This is a genomic window from Aeromonas sp. SE22 (genome assembly GCF_038739755.1).
GTDB lineage: Bacteria > Pseudomonadota > Gammaproteobacteria > Enterobacterales > Aeromonadaceae > Aeromonas > Aeromonas jandaei.
The window spans coordinates 99,043-120,329 of record NZ_JBCGFD010000003.1; the positions used below are offsets into that span (position 1 = coordinate 99,043).

Consider the following 21,287-nt stretch of genomic DNA (forward strand, 5'->3'; position numbering starts at 1 on the left):
CTCAGACGCTCCTCATGCGGGGCAGCAGCAGGGCATAGAGCAGCAGGCTGACGGCAAACGAGACAAACAGACCGAGGCTGGAGTCGGCAAAGACACCGATGGCCAGCGGGCCGTCGATAAAGCCGGTCTTGGTGACCATCAGGCCGCTGATGGAGCCGGCGAGCCAGCAGAGCAGCGGCCCCTTGCGCACTCCGGTATCACCGTAGAGGGCCAGATAGTCGTAACCCTGATGACGGCGCAGCGCCAGATAGTCGAGGATGAAGATGGCGGCCCAGGAGGCCAGGAAGAGGCCGCAGAAGATCAGGAAGGCGATAAAGGGGCCAAGGAAGTCGCCGGAGACAAACAGCACGTAGAGCGCGACGCCGACGACCAGCACGGCATCCAGCATGACGGCATGGGACTGACGCAGCTTGACCCCCATGCTCAGCAGGTTGAGGCTGGCGGAGTAGAGGCTCAGTACCGCGATGGTGACGATACCGGCAACCGCGGCGGCCAGATAGGGGATCGCCATCCAGGCTGGCAGCAGCTTGCCGATGGCCGCGATGGGGTTCTCGGTAGAGGCGAGATCGGGGATCTGGGCAGTGAGCAGAATACCGGCGAACATCAGCAGGATGAGGGGTAGGGAGGCGCCCACCACCACGGATGAGAAGATGGTGCCGGGGCGCGATTTTTCGCTCTGGTCGCGGCTGTAGTCGGCACCGGCGATGGCCCAGCTGATTCCGGTACCGGCGGCAATCACCGACACGGCGGGCAGGAAGCCGGTCAGCCAGTTACCGGAGGGGAGCGCCATGATCACCTGCCAGTTGGCGTTGGCCATCAGATAGAGCACCACGATCAGGGTCATTATCCCGAAGGTGCGGGTGATCCACTTCTGCATCATTAGCACGGTATTTTGCCCCAGCAGCGAGACCACCACGGTCAGGCCGCCAAAGAGCAGCAGGGAGAGGGCGGTGATCCAGTGGGACTCCGCCAGCCCCATGGCGGCAAACAGTGCCGCCAGCGTCAGGGTACCGGTGACCAGATTGACCGCTTCCCAGCCCATCAGGTTGATCCAGCAGAAGGCGGTGGGGGCGATATTGCCCCGCTTGCCAAAGCAGATGCGGGAGAGGGTGAGGGTGGTGGTGCGGCCGCGCTTGCCCGCCATGCTGGTGATCCCTACCAGCGCGAAGGAGGCGACCCCGGCAATCGCCGCCAGCAGCGATTGCCAGAAGGAGAGGCCAAAGGAGACCACCACGGCGCCGTAGACGACCCCCAGAATGCCGATATTGGCGGCACACCAGACGAAGAAGAGCTCCGCCGGTTGCTTGGTTCGCTCGTGGGGAGGGATGAGATCGATGCCGCTGGAAGTCTGTTCCGGCTGCATCTCGGTTGCTTGCTGGCTCATAGTCATACGTCCTGTTGCCGATAGTGAGCAAGGGCTTCGGCATAGGGGCCGAAGTCAATCCGGTTTGCTTGATCAATCAGTTGGCGCGCTGCCAGCGGCAGGGCCGAGATGCCGCTGAGGGCACCGCAGATGGCGGTGGCCATGGCACCTATGGTGTCGGTATCGCCGCCGAGGTTGGCGCACAGCTGGGCACAGAGCATGGGATCCCCTTCGGAGAGCTCCACTATGCCCAGCGCGGCGGGGATAGATTCAATCACATCCATGCCGGAACCGATCAGGTCATAGATATCGTCCAGACCCGATTCGATGGTCGGTGCCTTGTCGACAGCGGTGAAGGCGAGTTCGATGCGGCGGCCAAGGGAGGCGCTGAAGGTGGAGGCAAAACGGCTCTGCACCTCTTGCGCGAGGGGGGGCAGTTCGGTACGAATGGTTGCCCACTTGGCCCCTTCGATGGCGCGGCTGATGGCCCAGGCAATCACCACTGAACCAGCGATGGCGATATCCGACTTGTGGGTCGGCACGCAGGCAAGGCGCACGGCCTCGATAAAGGCCTCCTTGTCGCTGGTCGGCATCAGGCAGCCGATGGGGGCGATACGCATCGGGGCGCCGTTGGTCACCCCGTTGGCCTGGATCTCCTCAAGGGGGATCCCCTGCTGCAGGGCGATAAGGGCTCCCTTGGAGGTCGGGCCCAGAATATTTTTGCTAAAGGCGTCGATCCCCTCGGCCCACTTCATGATGTGGCGGGCGATGGTCAGTGGCTTGATCTCCCCCTGCTCCTCGATGATGGCATCCATCAGGGCAACCATCTGGCTGGTATCATCGGTAAACTGGCCGCGCACGAATTCGTTGGCGGCGATGTTCTCCTCGGGGCCGTCGAGGAAGTCATGGATCCAGCCGAAGAAGGCACGCACCTTCTCGCGGGACCAGAGCTCCGATGGCATGCCAAAGGCATCGCCCACAGCTTGTCCATAGAGACAACCCAGAATACGCTGCTGTTGAAGTGAGGTAGAGCTTGATGGGGTCATGACGATATCGATCACCTTTTTGTGTAGTCCAGTTGCAGTCCAGTGGGTATTATACACATCCAGTGTCAGTCCAGTGTGAACCATAACGCATTTTAAAGTAAAGTGGACTGGACCCATTTGTTTATGTTTTTGCATCTTTAGACGAGAGCGCCATGCAGAGAGAGAGTGCTGAACACCTGTTTGACGAGTTGAAACAACGGCTGGCCTGTGCAGGGGATGAGCCGCTCTATCTCATTCTGGCGCAGGGGCTGCAGCAGGCTATCGAGCGCAAACTGCTGCCCCACGGCTGTGTGCTCCCCTCCGAGCGTCAGCTCTCCGACAGCCTCGCCCTATCCCGGGCCACCGTGGTCAAGGGGATCTCCCTGCTGGCGGAGCAGGGGTTGGTGATCAAGCAGCAGGGCAAGGGCACCGTCGTGCACGCTCCGTTTACCTACAACCTGGCTGGAGGCAGCTTTACCGCCCAGCTGAGCCAGCTCGGGGCGCTGAGCGATCGCTGGCTGGCGCGCGAGCTCGTGGCTGCCAGCGCCGAGCAGGCCGCCCTGATGGGGGTGGCTGAGGGCACCGAGATCGCCAAGATCCGCCGGGTGCGCTGCGTCAACGATGACCCCACCTCCATCGAGACCACCTATATCCCTCGCCAGTTCCTGCCTCGCCCCGATCTGCTGGAGGGCTCGCTCTACGCCCACTGGCGGGAGGAGGGGATTGAGCCTGTCGCCCAGCAGTACCAGATCCGCCAGCAGGTGCCGAGCCAGACCGAGAGCGCCATGCTGGGATTGCCGGTCGGCATGCCGGTGCTGGCCGTGATGCAGCGCAGCTACACGGCGCAGGGGGAGCTGCTGGAGGTGAGCCAGAGCCTCTGCCGCGGCGATAGCTACAGCTTTACCTTCAACAGCGGTGCCATTCCCGGCTGAATAGTTGGGTACATAGCAATAAAAAAGGCGCCATAAGGCGCCTTTTGTCGTACAGGTTTTCACATAGGGCAGTAGTGATGGTGAAACGAGCCATCTGTCATGTTCAATCATGCATTACTATTGATTTTAAATAGTATTTTTTCTCTGCCCCTGTCTGTATCCCCATCATATTCACTGCATGGATGCGGCTGTTTGCTGGATGGCTCATCCCCATTCTTCTCACTGCATGATTCAAGAAACAGCGTTTGATAGCGATGTTGCTATTGACTTGTAGCAAGCCCTTACAGTAGTTTTGAGCGGTCGCTCAAAAAGAGTGAATGTTGTCTGAAATGTTTCACCGGTTGCAGTGACAATATTGCCTCTAACCAATCGGTTTACTGGCAACTTGGTCATAGGAGAGGAGACGCTAATACCATGGGCGAGTTGAATTCTGCGGTTACCGATAGATGGCAAGTCATAGTGATTGGCGCCGGTGTGGCAGGTCTTGTCGCGGCTAAAAAATTGCGTGATGCCGGATACCACGTATTGGTACTTGAAGCCCGGGATCGTATTGGGGGGCGTTTGCATACCTCTTCGCAGTGGGCGGGGCCTGCTATCGATCTTGGGGCAACATGGATTCACGGTGCCGGGCCACAAAATCCTGTTTCAAGATTGGTTGATGAGCTGGGTATCAAGCACTTTTCCACCGATTCGGAGAGCGCAGATATTTTTTATGGTGGTTCTCATAAACTGAGTTCATCCCAGTATGCACGCCTTACTTTGATTGAAGATGAAATATCTGCTGCAATAATGATTTTGCAGGATGCGGAACGTGATGTCTCATTGCGGGATGGCATTTATTCTCGCCTTTCCTACTCCTCACGCTCTGAAGAAGAACAACGAATTATCGATTTTGTTTTAAGTAGCACCATAGAGCATGAGTATGGTGGATCCATAGAGCAGCTCTCTTCATATTGGTTTGATAGTGATGAAGATTGTTCTGGTGATGAATGGGTTTTGTATAACGGCTATCAGTCCGTTGTCGAGTACCTTGCTCAGGATTTAGATATCCTGCTTGAACAGGAAATTATAAAAGTTGAATATGAGAGTAATGCAGAGGTTATCGTTAAAACAAAAAGCCGGACATATCAAGCTGCGCAAGTAATACTGACTTTACCACTGGGCGTTTTGAAATCAGGTCGTGTGGAATTTCAACCACCATTGCCAAGTAGGAAAGCACAAGCAATTAAAAAACTTGGTGTCGGTACGCTGAATAAATGTTGTCTCCATTTCCCCTATGCATTTTGGGATACTCGCTACGACTGGATTAACAATATCCCCGATACTGGCAATAAAGGACAATGGGTTGAATGGGTCAGCTTGGCCAGACATACCAATCAGCCAGTTTTGATTGGCTTTAATGCTGCCGAGTTTGCGCTTCATGTTGAACAGCTGGACGATCAGGATACAGTGTCCAGTGCGATGGTAGCATTGAGAGCCATATATGGTGCAAATATTCCAGACCCGGTGAGCTACTTGATTACACGCTGGAGTGCGGATCCTTATGCTATGGGAGCTTATTCATACAACGGATTGGGCGCAACTCCCAAGGCTAGGGACGATTTGGCGAAGAGTATTGCACATCGTCTCTTTTTTGCTGGTGAGGCGACCGAGAGACACTTCTTTCAGACGGTACATGGTGCCTATTTATCTGGTGTAAGGGCAGCTGATGAGGTTATCTCCTCCGGTCTAAATCGCATCCCTTAATGAACGTAAAATGGGTGATGGAAAAGATAGAGGTGACACTATGCAGAATAATATAAGAAATGGTTTAAATAAGAAGGTTGCCTTCATAGGTATATGTTGTTTGCTGCCGGTAACTATTCTTTGTGCTCGTGAGTCTGGCATGCAGCCAGCTCAAGTTGAGTTTCATGATATAGTGATCGTCGGTGGCGGTATATCAGGTCTTACCGCAGGATATTTTCTGAAAGATAAAGATCTTGTCTTGTTGGAAAAAAATGACACTGTTGGTGGGCGTACCGCTTCAGGACACCATAAACAGTTTACCTATGCCAAAGGTACAGAATATCTGGGGGAGCCCGATGATGTGCTGGCAGGCATGGTGAGCAAGCTCGGTCTTGAAATGAAAGAAATTCCCTCACCAATGGATGCTATTTATGATGGGGAATCTATCAGTTATGGTAGTGATGGTATTGCCAGACATTTGATAAAACATAGTGATCTGGAAACATATAATAATTTTATCAAACTAATTTCATCAGAATATAAGCATTACGATGAAATACCTGATACGGAATATAATGATCGTACTAAAAAAATGGATTATATGGATGCCAAAAGCTGGTTAACAGCGAATGGAATTCCTGAGGTTTATATAGATAAATACAATGTGACCAGCCGTGGGCTTTTTGGGGCTGGCCTGCAGGAGATATCTGCACTGAGTCTGATCCCCGAGGTCGCATTTGATTATGACGATGACGAACATGGTTATGTGTTGGATGATGAACCTGGCAGTGCTGCGGAGCAGTATGCAGAGGCGAAAAAAGAGAGTTCCAACTCTTACACCTTTACCAAGGGTATCTCCGAGCTGACTGACAAGTTGGGGCATGCGTTGAATGGCAAGCTCAGAGCTGGGAGTACAGTCACCGGTATTACCAGACAAGGTGAAAATTATGCAGTGGTATACACCCAAAAAGGGGGCAAGCAAGCCACTATTCTGGCCAAGAGAGTTGTCATTGCGACCCCGGCTCCGGTGACTCTGAAGATCGCTGATGCTGTTTTGTCGTCAGAGCGTAAAGAGATCATGAAGGGGATAACTTACGCTCCTTATGTTACGGTCGCACTATTCTCTGATACGCCGATATTTGACAAGGCGTTTGATTTGGCAGTGCCAGACAGTTACTTCTTCACTGATGTTTATGATGCTACCTGGGTTGAGCGGTTTTACGACCAGCAGAAAAAAGAGCGAGCCAATATCATTTCTGTCTACATCGCTCCCAAGAGCAGTCATGACCAGTCAATTTTGACTATGAGTGATGATGAGTTGCTGAAGAATGTCTATCGTGATTTGGATAAAATATTTACCGCAGCAAGCAAAAAAATTACAGGTTACGATATTGAGCGATTCCCATATGGCTATCCAGTGATGTCATTGGGGGCATATGACAGATTGCTCAAACTGAATAACAGTGATGATGACTCGATAGTGTTGGCGGGCGACTATATGATCTACCCGACTTTTGAGGCAGCAGTGCAATCTGGTTACTATGCGGCAGAAAAAATCCTTGAGGCAGATCACGACTGACACAATAATTTAACTGCAGACGGAGATATAAATCTGGAGATGGAGTAATACCTTACATGGTATTGCTCCTTCTTGCCATGTAACCAACCGGGATCTATATTTCATAAGCGCTGATGATAGTATGGTGATGTGAATATAATTCCGGTTTCAGGGGGAGTAAATGAAAGATGATAAAATAACCAATCTACGAGCACCAATGGTAACTGCCAACGGTATTATCTTGGGCTTTTTGCTCAATTATATGGCGACATGGGTGCGTGGTGACGTCGAACATGTTGGCTCTGCGTGGCAGGCATATTTGATCGGCATGTGTGTGTTCTCTGGCACAGTGAGCATGATCTTTGTATTGTTCAGAATATTAAGTGTCCGTCAGGATGATGATGCTCTGACTTATTATAGACACACTCTCTATCTTTTTATATTTGGTATCAGTATCGCCTTTTTTGGTGTGTTCTTTGATATGTTTATGACGTTTATGGTGGAATGACCATATAAGACGAGTTTCTCTATAAGTTTGAGGTGATACGTTATGGCATTGTTAGCAATGCCATATTGTTGCATTGCTATGCCGTAACCAGCGATATAAATTAAAGGCAGGTGAGATATGTTTTCTCCGGATAAAGTAAACAGTGGTCGGCAACCTGAGCTAGATATAGCCAGAGGCTTAGCCGTGCTATTTATGATTATCATCCATGTACAATTGGTTTTTGCCAATTCAGGAGTATGGGACACACTACTGGCTGATATAAATGATTTTAATGGGGATATTCCTGCAGCCCCTATGTTCATGTTTCTGCTTGGTATCGGCATAAATTATTCAAGGAAGAATCAACCGGCATCAATGGCCTGGCGTGGTCTTGCTCTGCTATGTACAGCCTACCTGCTCAGTTTTGTACGTGGATTCATCCCAAACGTAATTATGGGATTCAATAGCGCAGACATCAGCTATCTCTACAAGGGATTCAATGAGCTGATGATTGTGGATATCCTGCAATTTTCAGGGTTGGCAATGATCATGTTTGCTGGCTTCAATTTCTTCCAGTTTAACAAGATTGCTATCGGTATCACCGGATTGGTTTTTGCCCTGATAAATATTTTGCTATTGCCAGTGCAAACCCAGACTCTGCCCGTATCTTCTCTGGCTGGACTTTTTTGGGGAAGTAATGAAAGTTCATATTTCCCATTCCTAACATGGGCATTTTACCCCATCGCCGGATATATTTTTGGCGATTATCTGATCCGCTGCACTGATAAAAGAAAGTTTTATCTGATATCGGGGGTTGTTGCGGCAGTCGTATTTTTCTTCGGTATATACCTTTTCAATTTTTTGTTCTCTATTCCAACAGGTATGAATCTTGAGACTGGTTATTACCATCATATCTTGACGGATAATATCACTTTTACTGGTGGTGTCATATTTGAACTCGCTATATTGAGTTATCTGGTACGTTATGTACCTGGTTTTATCAAGGATATCGCGGGTCGCTGGAGTAAAAATGTTACCCCGATTTACTGCATTCACTGGGTGATCATTTCATGGCTGACTTTGGCTATTCCGGGACAAAGTTTGAGCATGGCGAGCTTTATTGTACTGACGGTAGGGATTGTGGTGGTCAGTGATGTGTTGGCAACGATATATGCAAATTGGAAAGCGGGGGATGGTCAGAGGTATTTCTCATCCACGACCCTGATCCTGGTTGGGGCCCTGCTCGCGACTATGCTGGTGCTCTTTCTTTTTCATAAATGATGTGAGCTGCATTAAACAGAAAAAGGAGGGATACCCCTCCTTTTTTATCTCTGCGCGACGGTTGTCGGATCAGTTGAAGAACCAGTACCCGCGGTTGACCAGTCGGGTCAGCAGTTGCAGGAAACCGGCCTGATCGGCCAGCTCTACCATATCGGCCTGAGTGATGATGTCCTTGTCACACAACAGCGAAATGGCTGCCGCATCTTCGCTCTGCAGGGTCCAGGCTTCGCCATCGATATAGCACTGCTGGCTTTCGCCGCTGAACCAGACGGTGCGCAGGCCCGGCACCTTGATGGCGGGCTCGCCCTGGGTCAGCAGGTCGGCTACCTCCTCGGCACTGTAATCCGGCTCTACCGGATTGACGTCCAGATCGTGCTTGGCCTCGGAGATCATGGTGCCGAACCACTCCTTGAACAGGGTCTCGTCATCGAGGGCCTGTTGCATCAGCTCGCGCAGACGGTGCAGCTCGTGGGGCTGGATCTCACCGTGACGGGCACGGGGCTTGAGGTCGGCATCGCCGTAACGCTCGGTACGCACCTCGTTGTCGATCAGGTGATCGGCAAAGGAGGAGATAAGCGCCTTGGCATCCGGCGCGCGGAAGCCCACCGAGAAGTTCATGGAGGGCTCGATGGCGTAGCCTTCGTGGGGGAATCCGGGCGGAATGTAGAGGATGTCGCCCGGCTCCATGATGACGTCGATGATCGCTTCGAACGGCTCGCAGTGCAGCAGGGCGGCGTGGGCGGCAAACTCGTTGAGCGGCTTGGCATCGCCAACCCGCCAGTGACGCTTGCCGATACCCTGGGTGATGAACACGTCGTAGTTGTCGATGTGGGGGCCGACACCCGCGTGCGGGGTGGAGAAGCTCACCATCACATCATCAAAGCGCCAGCCCGGAATGAACTGGAACGGCACCGCCAGCTCGTTCACCTCGGGGGCCCAGTGGTTGCAGGCCTGTACCAGAATGGTCCAGTTCTCTTCGCCCAGATGGTCGTAGGATTCGAAGGGGCCGTGGGCCGCATCCCACTTGCCGTCGAAACGGGTGACCAGACGGGACTCTACCACCTCTTCCATGGCCAGACCCGCCAGCTCGTCCGGGCTGATGGGATCCTGAAAGTCCTTGAAGCCGCCCTTGATAAGGAGCGGGCGCTTCTGCCAGTAGTGCTCGAGGAAGTGAGCGATATCCAGATTGAGTTCGTACATAGATCTTCTCGTCAAAGGGTTCGACAAAGGTCAGGAGAGGTCTTGCCAGAGGCGGCTGCCGGCCTCGGGCAAGCCCTCTTGCAAACCGTGTATAGGGTGCCACATAAAATAACCGGGGCCCTGTTGCAGATCATGCACAGGGCCCCGGTGGTGTCATTTATCCGCTTATTTCAGCAGATCAACCAGACGCTGGGCGTCACCGATGTAGTTGGCCGGGGTCAGCTTCTTCAGCTCAACCTTGACCGCTTCCGGCAACTCCAGGGTGTCGATAAAGGTACGCATCCCTTCGGCATCGACGCGGCGGCCACGGGTCAGCTCCTTGAGCTTCTCGTAGGGCTTCTCGATACCGTAGCGGCGCATCACGGTCTGGATCGGCTCGGCCAGCACTTCCCAGTTGGCATCCAGATCGGCGGCCATGGCGGCGTCGTTGGCTTCCAGCTTGGAGATACCCTTGAGAGTGGACTGATAGGCGATAAGGGAATAGCCGATGGCAACGCCCAGATTGCGCAGCACGGTCGAGTCGGTCAGATCCCGCTGCCAGCGGGAGATGGGCAGCTTGCTCGCCAGATGCTGGAACACGGCGTTGGCCAGACCCAGATTGCCTTCGGAGTTCTCGAAGTCGATGGGGTTGACCTTGTGCGGCATGGTGGAGGAGCCGATTTCTCCAGCGATGGTGCGCTGCTTGAAGTGACCCAGGGAGATGTAACCCCACACATCGCGGTCGAAGTCGATCAGGATGGTGTTGAAGCGGGCCATGGCGTCGAACAGCTCGGCAATGTAGTCGTGCGGTTCGATCTGGGTGGTGTAGGGGTTCCAGGTCAGACCCAGGGAGGTCACGAACTCCTCGGAGAACTGGTGCCAGTCCACTTCCGGATAGGCGCTGATGTGGGCGTTGTAGTTGCCGACTGCGCCGTTGATCTTGCCGAGGATCTCCACCGCCATGATCTGCTTGTACTGGCGCTCCAGACGGTAGGCGACGTTGGCCATCTCCTTGCCCATGGTGCTCGGGGTCGCCGGCTGGCCGTGGGTGCGGGAGAGCAGCGGCATATCGCGGTACTCATGGGCCAGACGCTTGATCTCGCCGATCAGCTTCTCGCAATAAGGCTTGATGACCTCTTCGCGGGCGGTTTTCAGCATCAGACCGTGGGAGTTGTTGTTGATGTCTTCCGAGGTGCAGGCGAAGTGGATGAACTCGCTGACAGCCGCCAGCTCCGGGTTCACTTCGACTTTCTCTTTGAGGAAGTACTCCACCGCTTTCACATCATGGTTGGTGGTGCGCTCGATCTGTTTGATGCGGGCGGCGTCGCTCTCGTTGAAGTTGCTGACGATGCCGTCGAGCAGGGCGTTGGCGGCCGCGCTCAGGGCTGGGACTTCCGGGATCCCGGCGTGGCTGGCCAGTTTCTGCAACCAGCGAACCTCGACTTCAACGCGAAAACGCAGCAGGCCGAATTCGGAGAAGATAGGGCGCAGGGCATCGGCCTTGTCGCCATAACGACCGTCAATCGGGGAAACAGCAGTCAGCGCGGACAGCTCCATGGGGTGAACTCCTGATGATTGGTGTGGGGGATCCGTATTCACTTGCGCGCCGGTCGGGGTGTATCAAGGCTGATGTGCGGCTGTTCACCTTGTCTCCCTCTCCCTGCGCGCAAGCCAATGATTAGTAACGCTTGGCCAGTTCCACCATCTTCTTGCGAGCGAAGATGATCTGGGTGCGGCTGCCACCGAGCTGGCGCCACAGCACCACGGCGCGGATGCCTGCCAGCAGCAGGGCGCGCACCTTGTGCTGCACCAGCGGCTGCTGCAGGAACAGCGGGGTGCCGGCCACCTGAATGCGCGGCCCGATGGGGCTGATAAGATCGCTGTAGATGCTCGCCATGTTGGCCAGGATCTGCTCGTCGAGCAGATCGAAATGCTGTTGCTGGCGACCGATCTGGCTGATCCGCTCACCCAGCATATTGAGAATGTCCTTGCGCTTGGCCAGCTTGCGCTCCAGCGCAATCAGGCTCACCACATAGCGGGTCAGCTCGGCATTCTTCTGGCTGCCGTCGGCACCCAGCTGCTCGACCAGCGCACGGTAGCCGTCGCGAATGGCCAGATGGGTGTTATTGAACACCTCGAGCGGGTGGCTCGGGTTGGTCACCAGAATGCTGGAGAGGCTCTCGCGCAGGGCGGCCTCGTCACAGCTGCCGTCGCGGGCCACCTTCTGGACCAGCGCGGCCGCCTGGCAGATGCCGGCAAAGGCCATGGTTCTGTCTTGGAATTTATCGCTCATATCTTCACAGCCCTGTTCTGTTCATTCACCGGCCGATGCCATGATCCGGCCTGGACGTTGCCAATCATGTATCGCTGCCTTGTGCTGTTTTTTCTTTGTCCCCTCTCCCTCAGGGAGAGGGTCAGGGTGAGGGTGGTTACCCCCTCATCCCCAACCCTTCTCCCGCGAGGGGAGAAGGGAGTACAGCGCGGACGCTCGTGAGCGCCCAGCCCTTAGACCGGATGGCTGAAACGCTGTTCGATGATGCCGCCGCCCAGACACACTTCCCCGTCGTAGAAGACGGCGGATTGGCCCGGGGTGACAGCAGCCTGCTTCTCGTCGAAGATGACCCGGATGGTCTCGTCGTCGATGGGCTGGATCAGACAGGGAATATCCTGCTGGCGGTAGCGGGTCTTGACGGTGCAGCGACGCGGCTCGCGGATTGGGGTGCGATCCACCCAGTGCAGCTGGCTGGCAATCAAACCATCGGAGTAGAGGCGGGGATGTTCGCCCTGCGCCACCACCAGCACGTTGCGTTCGACCTCTTTGTCGACCACATACCAGGCCTCTTCGGTGGCATCTTTGCGACCACCGATACCGAGCCCCTTGCGCTGGCCCAGGGTGTGATACATCAGACCCTGATGCTCGCCGATCACCTTGCCATCCACGGTCTCGATTTTGCCGGGCTGGGCGGGCAGGAACTTGGCCAGGAAGTCCTTGAACTTGCGCTCGCCGATAAAGCAGATACCGGTGGAGTCTTTCTTCTTGGCGGTGATGAGATCCAGCTGCTCGGCGATGCGGCGCACCTCCGGCTTCTCCAGGTCGCCAACCGGGAACAGGCTCTGACCCACTTGCTTCTCGCTCAGGGTATAGAGGAAGTAGCTCTGATCCTTGTTGGTATCGAGACCGCGCAGCAGGCGCGGGCGGCCGGTGCTGTCGTCACGGCGCACATAGTGGCCGGTGGCGATGTAGGTGGCACCCAGCTCTTCGGCGGCAAATTCGAGGAACGCCTTGAACTTGATCTCCTTGTTGCACAGGATATCCGGGTTCGGCGTGCGGCCAGCCTTGTACTCTTCGAGGAAGTGCTCGAACACGTTGTCCCAGTACTCGGCCGCGAAGTTGATGGTGTGGAGTTTCATCCCCAGCTTGTCGCAGACGGCCTTGGCATCAGCCAAATCCTGGGCGGCAGAGCAGTACTCGTCCGTGTCGTCTTCTTCCCAGTTCTTCATGAACAAGCCTTCGACCTGATAGCCCTGCTGCTGGAGCAGGTAGGCCGAGACGGAAGAATCCACGCCGCCGGACATGCCGACGATCACCTTGATTTGGCTGTTGTCTGTCATTAGTCGAAGTTACCAGTTCGTTTAAACGGGGCGTATTCTACCAGAGTTTTGCGCCCCCGGTCACATCTCCATGCCACTGTCCCCATCAGGAACCTTGCGGCAGGAAATCGTTTTTCTTGCGGCGATTGCCAGCGGATGCCTGCTCTGTCCCTAGCTCTGGATAAAGGCCTTGAGCGCCGAGAGCGGCAGGCGTGTTCCCGCCAGATAATCCTCGATGCACTGCCACACCAAGGGGCTTCTCAGGGCCGATTTGCACTCGGCGATCTCCTCCTGGGTGAGCCAGTGGCAGGCGAGGATATCGCCGTCAGGATCCTCTGGATGGTGCTGACCCGGCGCTTTTTCAAGGTCGAAGATGATGGCGGTGCGCACATAGGTGGCCTCGCTGTCGGCCGGTTTGTAGAGATAGGTACCAAGCCAGGCGGTGGGCGTGGCGGTCAGCCCCGTCTCCTCTTTCAGCTCGCGGCAGGCGGCGGTGAGCAGATCTTCACCGGCCTCCACATGACCGGCGGGCTGGTTGAAGCGGCGCTGGCCCTTGATCTCCTCTTCCACCACCAGAAAGCGGCCCTGCCACTGCACCAGCGCGGCAACGGTCAATCTGGCCTGCATGCGCTCGTGCGGCGTTTTCTCCTGCGATGCAGGAAGGTTATCGCTCATAAGGACTCCTTGTCTCGTTACCGGTTTGGCCCCGGCCGAAGCAGGGGCTCGATTCAGCTCGGTTCTTTACTGTTCTATTGCCAGCGGGCTGCGCGTTATTCCGAGGGTTTGCTGCGGGCCGGCCGGCGCGCTGTGCCACGGCCGCTACTGCGATTGGCCGGGCGCGGGCTCGCGTCACGGCTGTCGCGCCCCTGGCCCTGACCATGGGGGCTTCGGGTCGGTTGGGCTGAGCGCGGATTGTTGCTGCCCGTGCCTTGGCCGCGCGGTTTGTTGGGTGTCTGTGCCCTGCGCGGGACGGGCGCCAGCTCGGGAGCGGGCAGGGCGCGGCTCTCGCCGGGGGCCAGACCATCTAGGGTCCAGTCACCGATGGCGTAGCGAATAAGGCGCAGGGTGGGGTGGCCGATATGGGCGGTCATCCGCCGCACCTGCCGGTTGCGCCCCTCCACTATCTTGATCTCCAGCCAGCAGGTGGGGATCTCCTTGCGCTCGCGAATGGGGGGATTGCGCGGCCACACCACAGGCTCATCCATGATGCGGGCCCCGGCGGGCAGGGTCATGCCATCGTTGAGCTCCACACCGGCGCGCAGGGCAGCCAGTTGCTCCTCGCTCGGAATACCTTCCACCTGCACCCAGTAGGTCTTGGGGGTCTTCTCCCCCGGCTGGGTGAGGCGCGCCTGCAGCTTGCCATCGTTGGTGAGCAGCAGCAGCCCCTCGCTGTCGCGGTCAAGTCGGCCTGCGGCGTAGATGCCGGGCTCGCTGATGTAATCCTTGAGAGTCTCGCGACCCGCCTCGTCGGTGAACTGGCAGAGCACCATGTAGGGCTTGTTCAACAGCAGCAACTTGCGATCCTCGGGGGCCAGCTCCGGCTTGCGCGCCGCAACGTGGCGGGGTTCGGCTGGTCGGGCAGCAGAGCGGGTGGCGCCATCGCGGGCGGGACGGTTTGGCAGCGAGAGTCGGGAGCGGGCAGATTTCATCGGATAGCGGATTGGCAAGTGGGAATGGCAGCGAGTGTACCACAGGGGGCTGACGGCAGGATGAATGGGTGTGGCTGCCGTGAAGATCGCTTGGGAAATGGGGTCGGTTACAGCCGAGGGTCAACCGAGCAGGTTTTCAATCACGATGGCTTGTCTGGCGGGGGCCGAGCTTGCTTGCAGCAGGGCGCCGCTAATCACCTCGTCCATCAGGGCGCGGGCCAGCCGGGTGAGGGGAAGCAGAGTGTCGCGCCCGCAGCCGGTCGGCACCGCCAGCAGGATGATGGTCTGCACCGGCCCGAGCTGCGAGCCCCACTCGATGGGGGCCGGGCTGCTGAGCAGGCTCAGGGCGGGCTGGCTTATCCCCTCGCAGAGCACATGGGGCATGGCGAGACCCGGGCAGATGATGGTGGCGGCGATCTGCTCGCGCCGACTGATCGCCTCCTCCAGCGCGGCTCTGTTGCTGATCAGCTCGGCGGGCAGCAGGTCGATCAGGTGTTCGAGCGCCTCGCTCTTGGTCAGGGGGACGGGACTGTGAGCAAGCTGGCGCAGGGCGAAGTGGTAGTCGGGCAGAGAGCTTGCCAGACGCAGCTCGGCCAGCGCCGCGGTATATGGGCGCACCAGCGGTTGACCCAGTTCCCCGCACCAGCAGGTGAATGCCATATGGGCCAGCTCGGCGTCGTTGCCTTCGATCTGCAGTTGGCAGAGATCGCCGGGCTGGGTGGCGAGGGTGAGCAGGGAGAGCTGATTGCTGGCGATAACCGTCTGGCGCCGGGTGAGGTTGGCGCAGCGAATGCAGGATTTGAACATCCCCGCCAGCCGACTCAGCTGCTTGGTGCGGGCAATGCTCATCCCCTGATGGCAGTAGAAGGTGATCTCGCGGCTTAGCATCAGCTGGGCCGGGGTAGTGATCTCAGCACCGCCTGCGCATCGAGCAGTACGGTTTCGAGGCTCACCCGATGGATATGGCAGCCGAGGAAACGCTCCTTCTGCTCGATGTCGATGTCGGAGGCGATCAGCACCAGATCGGCGCTGGCGATGTCGCGGGCGGTGAGGGAGTTCTCCATCCCCATGGCGCCCTGGGTTTCGACCTTGATCTTGAGGCCGAGGGCGGCGGCGGCTTTTTGCAGCGCTTCGGCTGCCATATAGGTGTGGGCGATGCCGGTCGGGCAGGCGGTGACGGCAATGATCTTCATTGGCTCTGGACTGTGCGAAACGGGGGGCCAACAAGATAACGCCGGCGGGGATTTTTTGCCAAAAGCCCCGGCCAAAAGTGGGATCTCGATAGGGCTTTGGGCCGCAAAAATGGCGCAAAAGGGTCACTTGAGTATTTAGTTTGGCTAAACAAAAAGGGCTACCCGTGTGGGTAGCCCTGAACAATCTGCGTCTGTTGTGATGACTATCAGGCGGTCTGGGCGGCCAGCTCGGCGGCTTTCAGCTCGCGCTTGATGCGGCGGATCTTGCGCTCTTCGGCAATCGCCACGCAGGCCATCAGTACCAGACAGGCGGCTGCTGCCATGTCCAGCGCCGCGAAGGTGCCGGTCCAGCCGGTCAGGCCGAAGATGGGGGTACCATCGGCGATCATGCCCAGACCCAGCTTGGCGAAGCTGTCACCAATCAGATAAGCGAAGGTGCCCTTGACGCCATCGGCCACGCTGATGCCCTGCTTGGGGACGAAGCCCACGGCGGCGACGCCGATCAGCAGTTGCGGGCCAAACACCAGGAAGCCCAGGGTGAACAGGGAGCCCAGGAACATGAACTGGGTGGTGGCGTGCTGGTAGAGACCCAGAGTCGCGATGATGAGCGCCAGTGCCACGCAAGCCACCAGACCACGACGGCCGTTGGCCAGATCGGAGAGGTAGCCCCACATCAGGGTGCCGACCAGAGCGCCCACTTCGAAGAAGGTAAAGCCCTGAATGGCCACGTCTTTGGAGAAGCCCAGCTCCTGGTGGGCATAGACGGTAGACCACTGGTCGATACCGATACGCACCACATAGAGGAAGATGTTGGCAAAGCAGAGCAGCCAGATCACCTTGTTGAGCAGCACGTACTTCACGAAGATCTGCCACTTGGTCAGCTTCTGCTCCTCGGTGGCGATATCCTCTTCGCTCGCCACTTCGTCAAACAGCTCTTCCACCTTGCCAAGGCCATAGGCTTCCGGCGAATCGCTACCAAAGCGCAGGCCGATAAAGCCGACGATCAGCGCGATGATGGAGGGGAAGATGAACATGCCGAGCACGTGGCCATCAAACAGGTAGTTGGCACCGAACAGCGCCACACCGGCCGCACCGGCACCGCCCACGTTGTGGGAGAGGTTCCACATACCCAGATAGGTGCCGCGCTTGTTGCGGGGAGTCCACTTGGTGATGGTGGAGTAGCTGCAGGAGCCGCCACAGCTCTGGAAGAAACCGCTCAGGGCGTAGAAGAAGATCATGAAGTAGAGGCTGAAACCGGTGCCGCCCATGCTGGCACTGAAGCCCAGCATGCAGAGTGCGGAGAGGATCAGCATCAGTGGCAGGAACTGCTTGGTGTTCTTGCCGTCGGCATAGTAGGAGACGATGGTCTTGCCCACCCCGTAGGTGATGGAGAAGCCAAGGCCGATCATGCCGAGCTCGGTCATGGAGAGACCGTAGGACTGGATCATGTCATTCTGCGCAATGTTGAAGTTCTTGCGGATCAGATACATGGTCAGATAGCCAATAAATACAACCAGATAGGATTGCATAAACGGCTTGAACCAGAGTTTGCGCCGGGCTTCTACCGGCAGGTCGAGGGTGGGGACCCGGACCTGTTCAAGAAATTTCAACATTTTCGTTCATCCTCTGCGAGATAGACGCTATTCCGCCGCGCCCCTTGCGTTGTTGTGCAGTTATGGGAGGTCACGCCACGGAAAGGGGGCAAAAGGGTGGCCGGCTGGCCTGCTTCTGCCCGTGTAAACCCGGGCCCGCTGCCGAAGGACGGGGCATGTTGCCCGTCGTGGTGCGGGTCACGACATCAGGTGGGGTGACTCTAATCAGAGGGGCAATAAATGGCTTGAGAGCCATCCCTAGGGCAATTAGGAAAATTTCCTAGTTTTTGCGATTTCGCGGGCAAAGCGTGAGTGCAATCACAGAGCTGACCCGGAATTGGCGATATTTCCGCCGGTATCGGGGTGGAGGGAGAGGGAATGGCGCGGGAAACGAGGCGCGGCTTTGGCGTGGCAAGAGAGGGCGCGATTAAGGCGGTGTTGAGGCCGACAAGGAAAAGACAAGGAAAAGACAAGGAAACAGCAGAGGCCACCCCGGGGTGGCCTCATTGTTATGGTTCGCGAGCGTTTGTGGCTCGGGGAGGAGGAACTCAGGCCGCCTTGGCCAGGGTCACCTCGTCACTCTTTTTTACCCGCAGCTTTTTCAGGGCAACAGCGACCACGCCGGTGACGATAGCACCGCAGATCATGCAGAGCAGGGCCAGCAGCGGCTTGTTGACGGCACCCAGCAGAGCCACGATAGGGCCACCGTGGGCAACGCTGTTGGTGATGCCGAACAGGAAGGCCATCACAGCGGCGGTCATGCTGCCCAACACGTTGGCCGGAATGACGGCCAGCGGGTCACGGGCGGCGAACGGAATCGCACCTTCGGAGATACCCACCAGACCCATGGCACCGGCGGCTTTGCCCGCTTCGATCTCGGACTCGTCAAAGATGCCGAGCTTGCGACCGAGCACGGTAGCCAGCGACATGCCAAGGGGCGCAGCCGGGATGGCGCAGGCCATGGCCCCCATGAACTGGGTCTGACCGGAGGCGATCATGCCGACGGAGAAGAGGAAGGCCACCTTGTTGACCGGGCCACCCATATCAAAGCCCGCCATACCACCCAGAACGATACCCAGCAGCACCAGACTGCCACCACTCATGGAGAGCAGCATGGCGTTGAGGCCGGTCATCATGTCGGCAATGGGAGCACCGATGATGAAGATGAATACCGCAGCGATAAACAGGGAACCGACGATGGGGGCGATCAGGATTGGCACCAGCGGTTGCACCATCTTGTGGTACTGACGGGTGGCAATCCAGCGCACCAGATAGCCGACCAACAGGCCCGCAATGATGGCACCGATAAAGCCGGTACCGGCATCAGCGCCGTAGAAGCTGCCGTTGTTGGCGATCCAGCCGCCGATAAAGCCCGGGGCCAGAGCCGGACGGTCACCGATGGCATAGGCGATATAGCCCGCCAGAATGGGGATCATCAGAGTGAAGGCGGCCACGCCCACGTTGAGGATCTGGTTCCACATGCTCCCTTCCGGGATCTGCATGCCGCTCGGGGTCGGGTTGCCGCCGATGGCCAGTGACAGGGCGATCAGCAGACCACCGGTCACCACGAACGGGATCATGTGCGATACGCCGTTCATCAGGTAGCGATAGAGATCCGAGCTGCCGCCGCTGGCGCGCTTCTCGTCACCCTTCTTCTCATCCTTGTCCGCCACATAGGCGGGGGCTTTCAGGGCCTGCTCAATCAGACCCTTGCCATCCTTGATGGGGGCTTTTACGCCGGTCTTGATGAGGGGCTTGCCGGCAAAGCGGGCCATGTCCACCTGCTTGTCGCAGGCCACCACGATGGCGGTGGCGCGGGCGATCTCGTCCGCAGTCGGGCTGTTCTTGACGCCGATGGAGCCGTTGGTCTCCACCTTCACCTCATAACCCAGCTCCTTGGCGGCGCGCTCCAGCGACTCGGCCGCCAGATAGGTGTGGGCGATACCGGCCGGGCAACCGGTGACACCGATGATCAGCCCCTTGTTGGCCGCAGGTGCGGCAGCCGCTTCCTCTTTCTTGGCCAGCAGCAGTGCCAGCGCATCGGCCGGGGTTTTGGCTGCCAGCAGGGCATCGATAAAGCCCTCTTCAATCAGCTTGGCGGAGAGCTCGGCCAGCACCTCGATATGGTGGTTGGCGCCACCTGCCGGGGAGGCAATCATGAAGAACAGTTTGGACGGCTTGCCATCTTCGGCGCCGTAGTCGATGCCGTTGCGGCTGATGCCGATGGCGACTGCCGGGGTGCTGACCGCCGCACTCTTGGCGTGGGGCAGGGCAACACCCTCTTCAAAGCCGGTGTTGTCCAGCTCTTCACGGGCCCACAGATCCTTGACGAACTGCTGCTCGTCGCTGACCTTGCCTTGCGCGACCAGCAGGCGGGCCATCTCGGTGAAGACCTCTTCCTTGGCGGTAGCTTTCAAATCGAGATTGATCAGATGTTCATTGATCAAGGTGGTTATCATGGCGCTCTCCCCGCTCCGTTGCCGGAGCCTGTTGGCATGCCGCCCTTGCAGGCCGGCATGCAGACAAAATTGACCCGACTATTATCGCGCCGGGGGAGAGGTCACCCTATCGGACAAATGTGCGAATAACTGGATTTTTGTGCGCTATCACCTTGAGTGTGACCCTGATCGCAAAGCTGAACAGCTGCTGAAACGGGGGCGGATTGAATCGCTCATATTTTTATTGATGATTAAAATCAATTGGTTGTGTTTGTTCGTGGTTCAGCGCTTTGGTCGAGCGGTGAGTTTTTACTCAGTGGATGGGAGCACTCTTTCTATAAATTTGTGAGGTGAAAAACGGCGGCGGGATGTGAGCCAACGCACAGAAATGGCCCCGCTGGCGGGAAGCGAGAGGGGGGCGCAGGGGAGGCGCGAGCAGAACAAGCTGGAGAAATGGGTTGTGCCATCGATGCCAGACAGCCCACCACAACGGGCAAGAAACAACACAGCCATAGACGCACGGTAGGGTGCAATGAACAAAGTGAATTGCACCGCCTGTTTGGGCCGATAGTGTGGTGGCAAGAGAGGGGATGGCTGAAAAGATAGAGGTGATAACGCGAACGTCCGAATATGCTCCGCTATTCGAACCTACAGGCTACCCCGTTAGCTATGAGTGGTCAGGTGCGTGAGATAGCTATTTACCCCTGCCCGAGTCGTGAAACGGTGCTTGTCGTTTGGGAATCGATCAAACAGCTTGCGATGGAATTGGCGGGAGCTTTTACCGGCTCGCTGCCCATATTCCGATGCCCACACCAGCAGTTGTTGAAAGCTCTCTTCGGCTGCCACTGTATCCCGTTGCCTGGCACTTTGTGATCCGCGCGATAGCAGTGAATCACGGCATACAGACCAGTCGAGATCAAGAAAAAGCAGGGTATCGGCGGCATCAAGCAGTTGCTCGGCCAGGGCACCAAATACCCCTTCGACCACCCATGAGGGCTCTTGAGCAAGGGTTTGAATGGCATGATCAATCTCATGCTGGGGCCGTTTTTGGTTAAAGCCGCCCGGCTGCCAGACAATGGGGTCCAGATTGACCTCGCGGATAGTTAACCCCTCAGCCAATCGAGCCGCCAACCAGCTCTTGCCCGATCCCGAGTTGCCAATAATCAGAATACGTTTCATCTATGAGTGCTCTTTTCTGGAACGGATATCTGGATGCTGGAAAGTTGAGGTGATGACGCGAATGTCCGAATACGCTTCGCTATTTGAACCTACGG

At 57.0% G+C, this 21,287-nt stretch carries 18 protein-coding genes; 5 read left to right on the top strand and 13 right to left on the bottom strand.

Annotated features, from left to right (window positions below; all coding sequences use genetic code 11):
• Nucleotide 1: 1 nt before the first annotated feature.
• The gene (locus tag AAHA39_RS07460; protein ID WP_320656798.1) at nt 2-1,384 is read right to left on the bottom strand and encodes a purine-cytosine permease family protein; all 1,383 of its coding nucleotides are present in this window, start codon (nt 1,382-1,384) and stop codon (nt 2-4) included.
• Between the two features lie 2 nt (nt 1,385-1,386).
• Nucleotides 1,387-2,409 carry an ADP-ribosylglycohydrolase family protein gene (locus tag AAHA39_RS07465; protein WP_033114417.1) on the bottom strand — a complete coding sequence of 341 codons (1,023 nt, stop codon included), beginning with the start codon at nt 2,407-2,409 and terminating at the stop codon, nt 1,387-1,389.
• A gap of 152 nt (nt 2,410-2,561) precedes the next feature.
• Between AAHA39_RS07465 and AAHA39_RS07470 the strand changes: the two genes are divergently transcribed.
• The 5 genes from AAHA39_RS07470 to AAHA39_RS07490 all read left to right on the top strand — a co-directional run bounded on the left by AAHA39_RS07470 (nt 2,562) and on the right by AAHA39_RS07490 (nt 8,371).
• Nucleotides 2,562-3,320 carry a GntR family transcriptional regulator gene (locus AAHA39_RS07470; RefSeq protein ID WP_041208882.1) on the top strand — a complete coding sequence of 253 codons (759 nt, stop codon included), beginning with the start codon at nt 2,562-2,564 and terminating at the stop codon, nt 3,318-3,320.
• Nucleotides 3,321-3,734: 414 nt separating this feature from the next.
• Nucleotides 3,735-5,066 (top strand): flavin monoamine oxidase family protein, encoded by a 1,332-nt coding sequence (locus AAHA39_RS07475; protein WP_320656799.1) that lies wholly within the window; start codon nt 3,735-3,737, stop codon nt 5,064-5,066.
• Nucleotides 5,067-5,076: 10 nt separating this feature from the next.
• Nucleotides 5,077-6,624, top strand: coding sequence for a protoporphyrinogen/coproporphyrinogen oxidase (locus AAHA39_RS07480; RefSeq protein ID WP_320656800.1), 1,548 nt, complete (start codon nt 5,077-5,079; stop codon nt 6,622-6,624).
• Between the two features lie 160 nt (nt 6,625-6,784).
• On the top strand, nt 6,785-7,111 hold the full coding sequence (locus tag AAHA39_RS07485; protein WP_104014220.1) for a hypothetical protein: 327 nt from the start codon (nt 6,785-6,787) through the stop codon (nt 7,109-7,111).
• A 117-nt stretch (nt 7,112-7,228) separates the two neighbouring features.
• Nucleotides 7,229-8,371: a heparan-alpha-glucosaminide N-acetyltransferase domain-containing protein gene (locus AAHA39_RS07490; RefSeq protein ID WP_320656801.1), complete on the top strand. Its 1,143-nt coding sequence runs from the start codon at nt 7,229-7,231 to the stop codon at nt 8,369-8,371.
• A gap of 69 nt (nt 8,372-8,440) precedes the next feature.
• Here the strand turns inward: AAHA39_RS07490 and AAHA39_RS07495 are convergent, their stop codons facing one another.
• From AAHA39_RS07495 to AAHA39_RS07545, 11 genes are all read right to left on the bottom strand, one after another.
• Complete coding sequence (locus AAHA39_RS07495; protein WP_185226751.1) at nt 8,441-9,571, bottom strand: ribosomal protein uL16 3-hydroxylase; 1,131 nt, start codon at nt 9,569-9,571, stop codon at nt 8,441-8,443.
• Nucleotides 9,572-9,736: 165 nt separating this feature from the next.
• Entirely contained in the window at nt 9,737-11,107 is a 1,371-nt protein-coding gene (gene purB, locus AAHA39_RS07500; RefSeq protein ID WP_041208877.1) for an adenylosuccinate lyase, read from the bottom strand.
• A gap of 121 nt (nt 11,108-11,228) precedes the next feature.
• Nucleotides 11,229-11,843 (bottom strand): high frequency lysogenization protein HflD, encoded by a 615-nt coding sequence (gene hflD, locus AAHA39_RS07505; RefSeq protein ID WP_041208876.1) that lies wholly within the window; start codon nt 11,841-11,843, stop codon nt 11,229-11,231.
• A 212-nt stretch (nt 11,844-12,055) separates the two neighbouring features.
• Entirely contained in the window at nt 12,056-13,162 is a 1,107-nt protein-coding gene (gene mnmA / locus AAHA39_RS07510) for a tRNA 2-thiouridine(34) synthase MnmA (protein WP_005353619.1), read from the bottom strand.
• Between the two features lie 150 nt (nt 13,163-13,312).
• Nucleotides 13,313-13,816 carry an NUDIX hydrolase gene (locus AAHA39_RS07515; RefSeq protein ID WP_320656802.1) on the bottom strand — a complete coding sequence of 168 codons (504 nt, stop codon included), beginning with the start codon at nt 13,814-13,816 and terminating at the stop codon, nt 13,313-13,315.
• A gap of 95 nt (nt 13,817-13,911) precedes the next feature.
• Nucleotides 13,912-14,790 carry a 23S rRNA pseudouridine(2457) synthase RluE gene (rluE, locus tag AAHA39_RS07520; RefSeq protein ID WP_320656803.1) on the bottom strand — a complete coding sequence of 293 codons (879 nt, stop codon included), beginning with the start codon at nt 14,788-14,790 and terminating at the stop codon, nt 13,912-13,914.
• A 120-nt stretch (nt 14,791-14,910) separates the two neighbouring features.
• Nucleotides 14,911-15,678: a PTS sugar transporter subunit IIA gene (locus tag AAHA39_RS07525; protein ID WP_320656804.1), complete on the bottom strand. Its 768-nt coding sequence runs from the start codon at nt 15,676-15,678 to the stop codon at nt 14,911-14,913.
• Nucleotides 15,678-15,983 (bottom strand): PTS fructose transporter subunit IIB, encoded by a 306-nt coding sequence (locus AAHA39_RS07530; protein WP_033114409.1) that lies wholly within the window; start codon nt 15,981-15,983, stop codon nt 15,678-15,680. The genes AAHA39_RS07525 and AAHA39_RS07530 overlap by 1 nt, the downstream gene beginning before the upstream one ends.
• Nucleotides 15,984-16,189: 206 nt before the next feature.
• Nucleotides 16,190-17,596: a hexose-6-phosphate:phosphate antiporter gene (gene uhpT / locus AAHA39_RS07535; RefSeq protein ID WP_156853287.1), complete on the bottom strand. Its 1,407-nt coding sequence runs from the start codon at nt 17,594-17,596 to the stop codon at nt 16,190-16,192.
• Between the two features lie 527 nt (nt 17,597-18,123).
• The gene (locus AAHA39_RS07540) at nt 18,124-20,034 is read right to left on the bottom strand and encodes a PTS fructose transporter subunit IIABC (RefSeq protein ID WP_320656805.1); all 1,911 of its coding nucleotides are present in this window, start codon (nt 20,032-20,034) and stop codon (nt 18,124-18,126) included.
• A 642-nt stretch (nt 20,035-20,676) separates the two neighbouring features.
• The gene (locus AAHA39_RS07545; RefSeq protein WP_320656806.1) at nt 20,677-21,192 is read right to left on the bottom strand and encodes an AAA family ATPase; all 516 of its coding nucleotides are present in this window, start codon (nt 21,190-21,192) and stop codon (nt 20,677-20,679) included.
• Between the last annotated feature and the right edge of the window lie 95 nt (nt 21,193-21,287).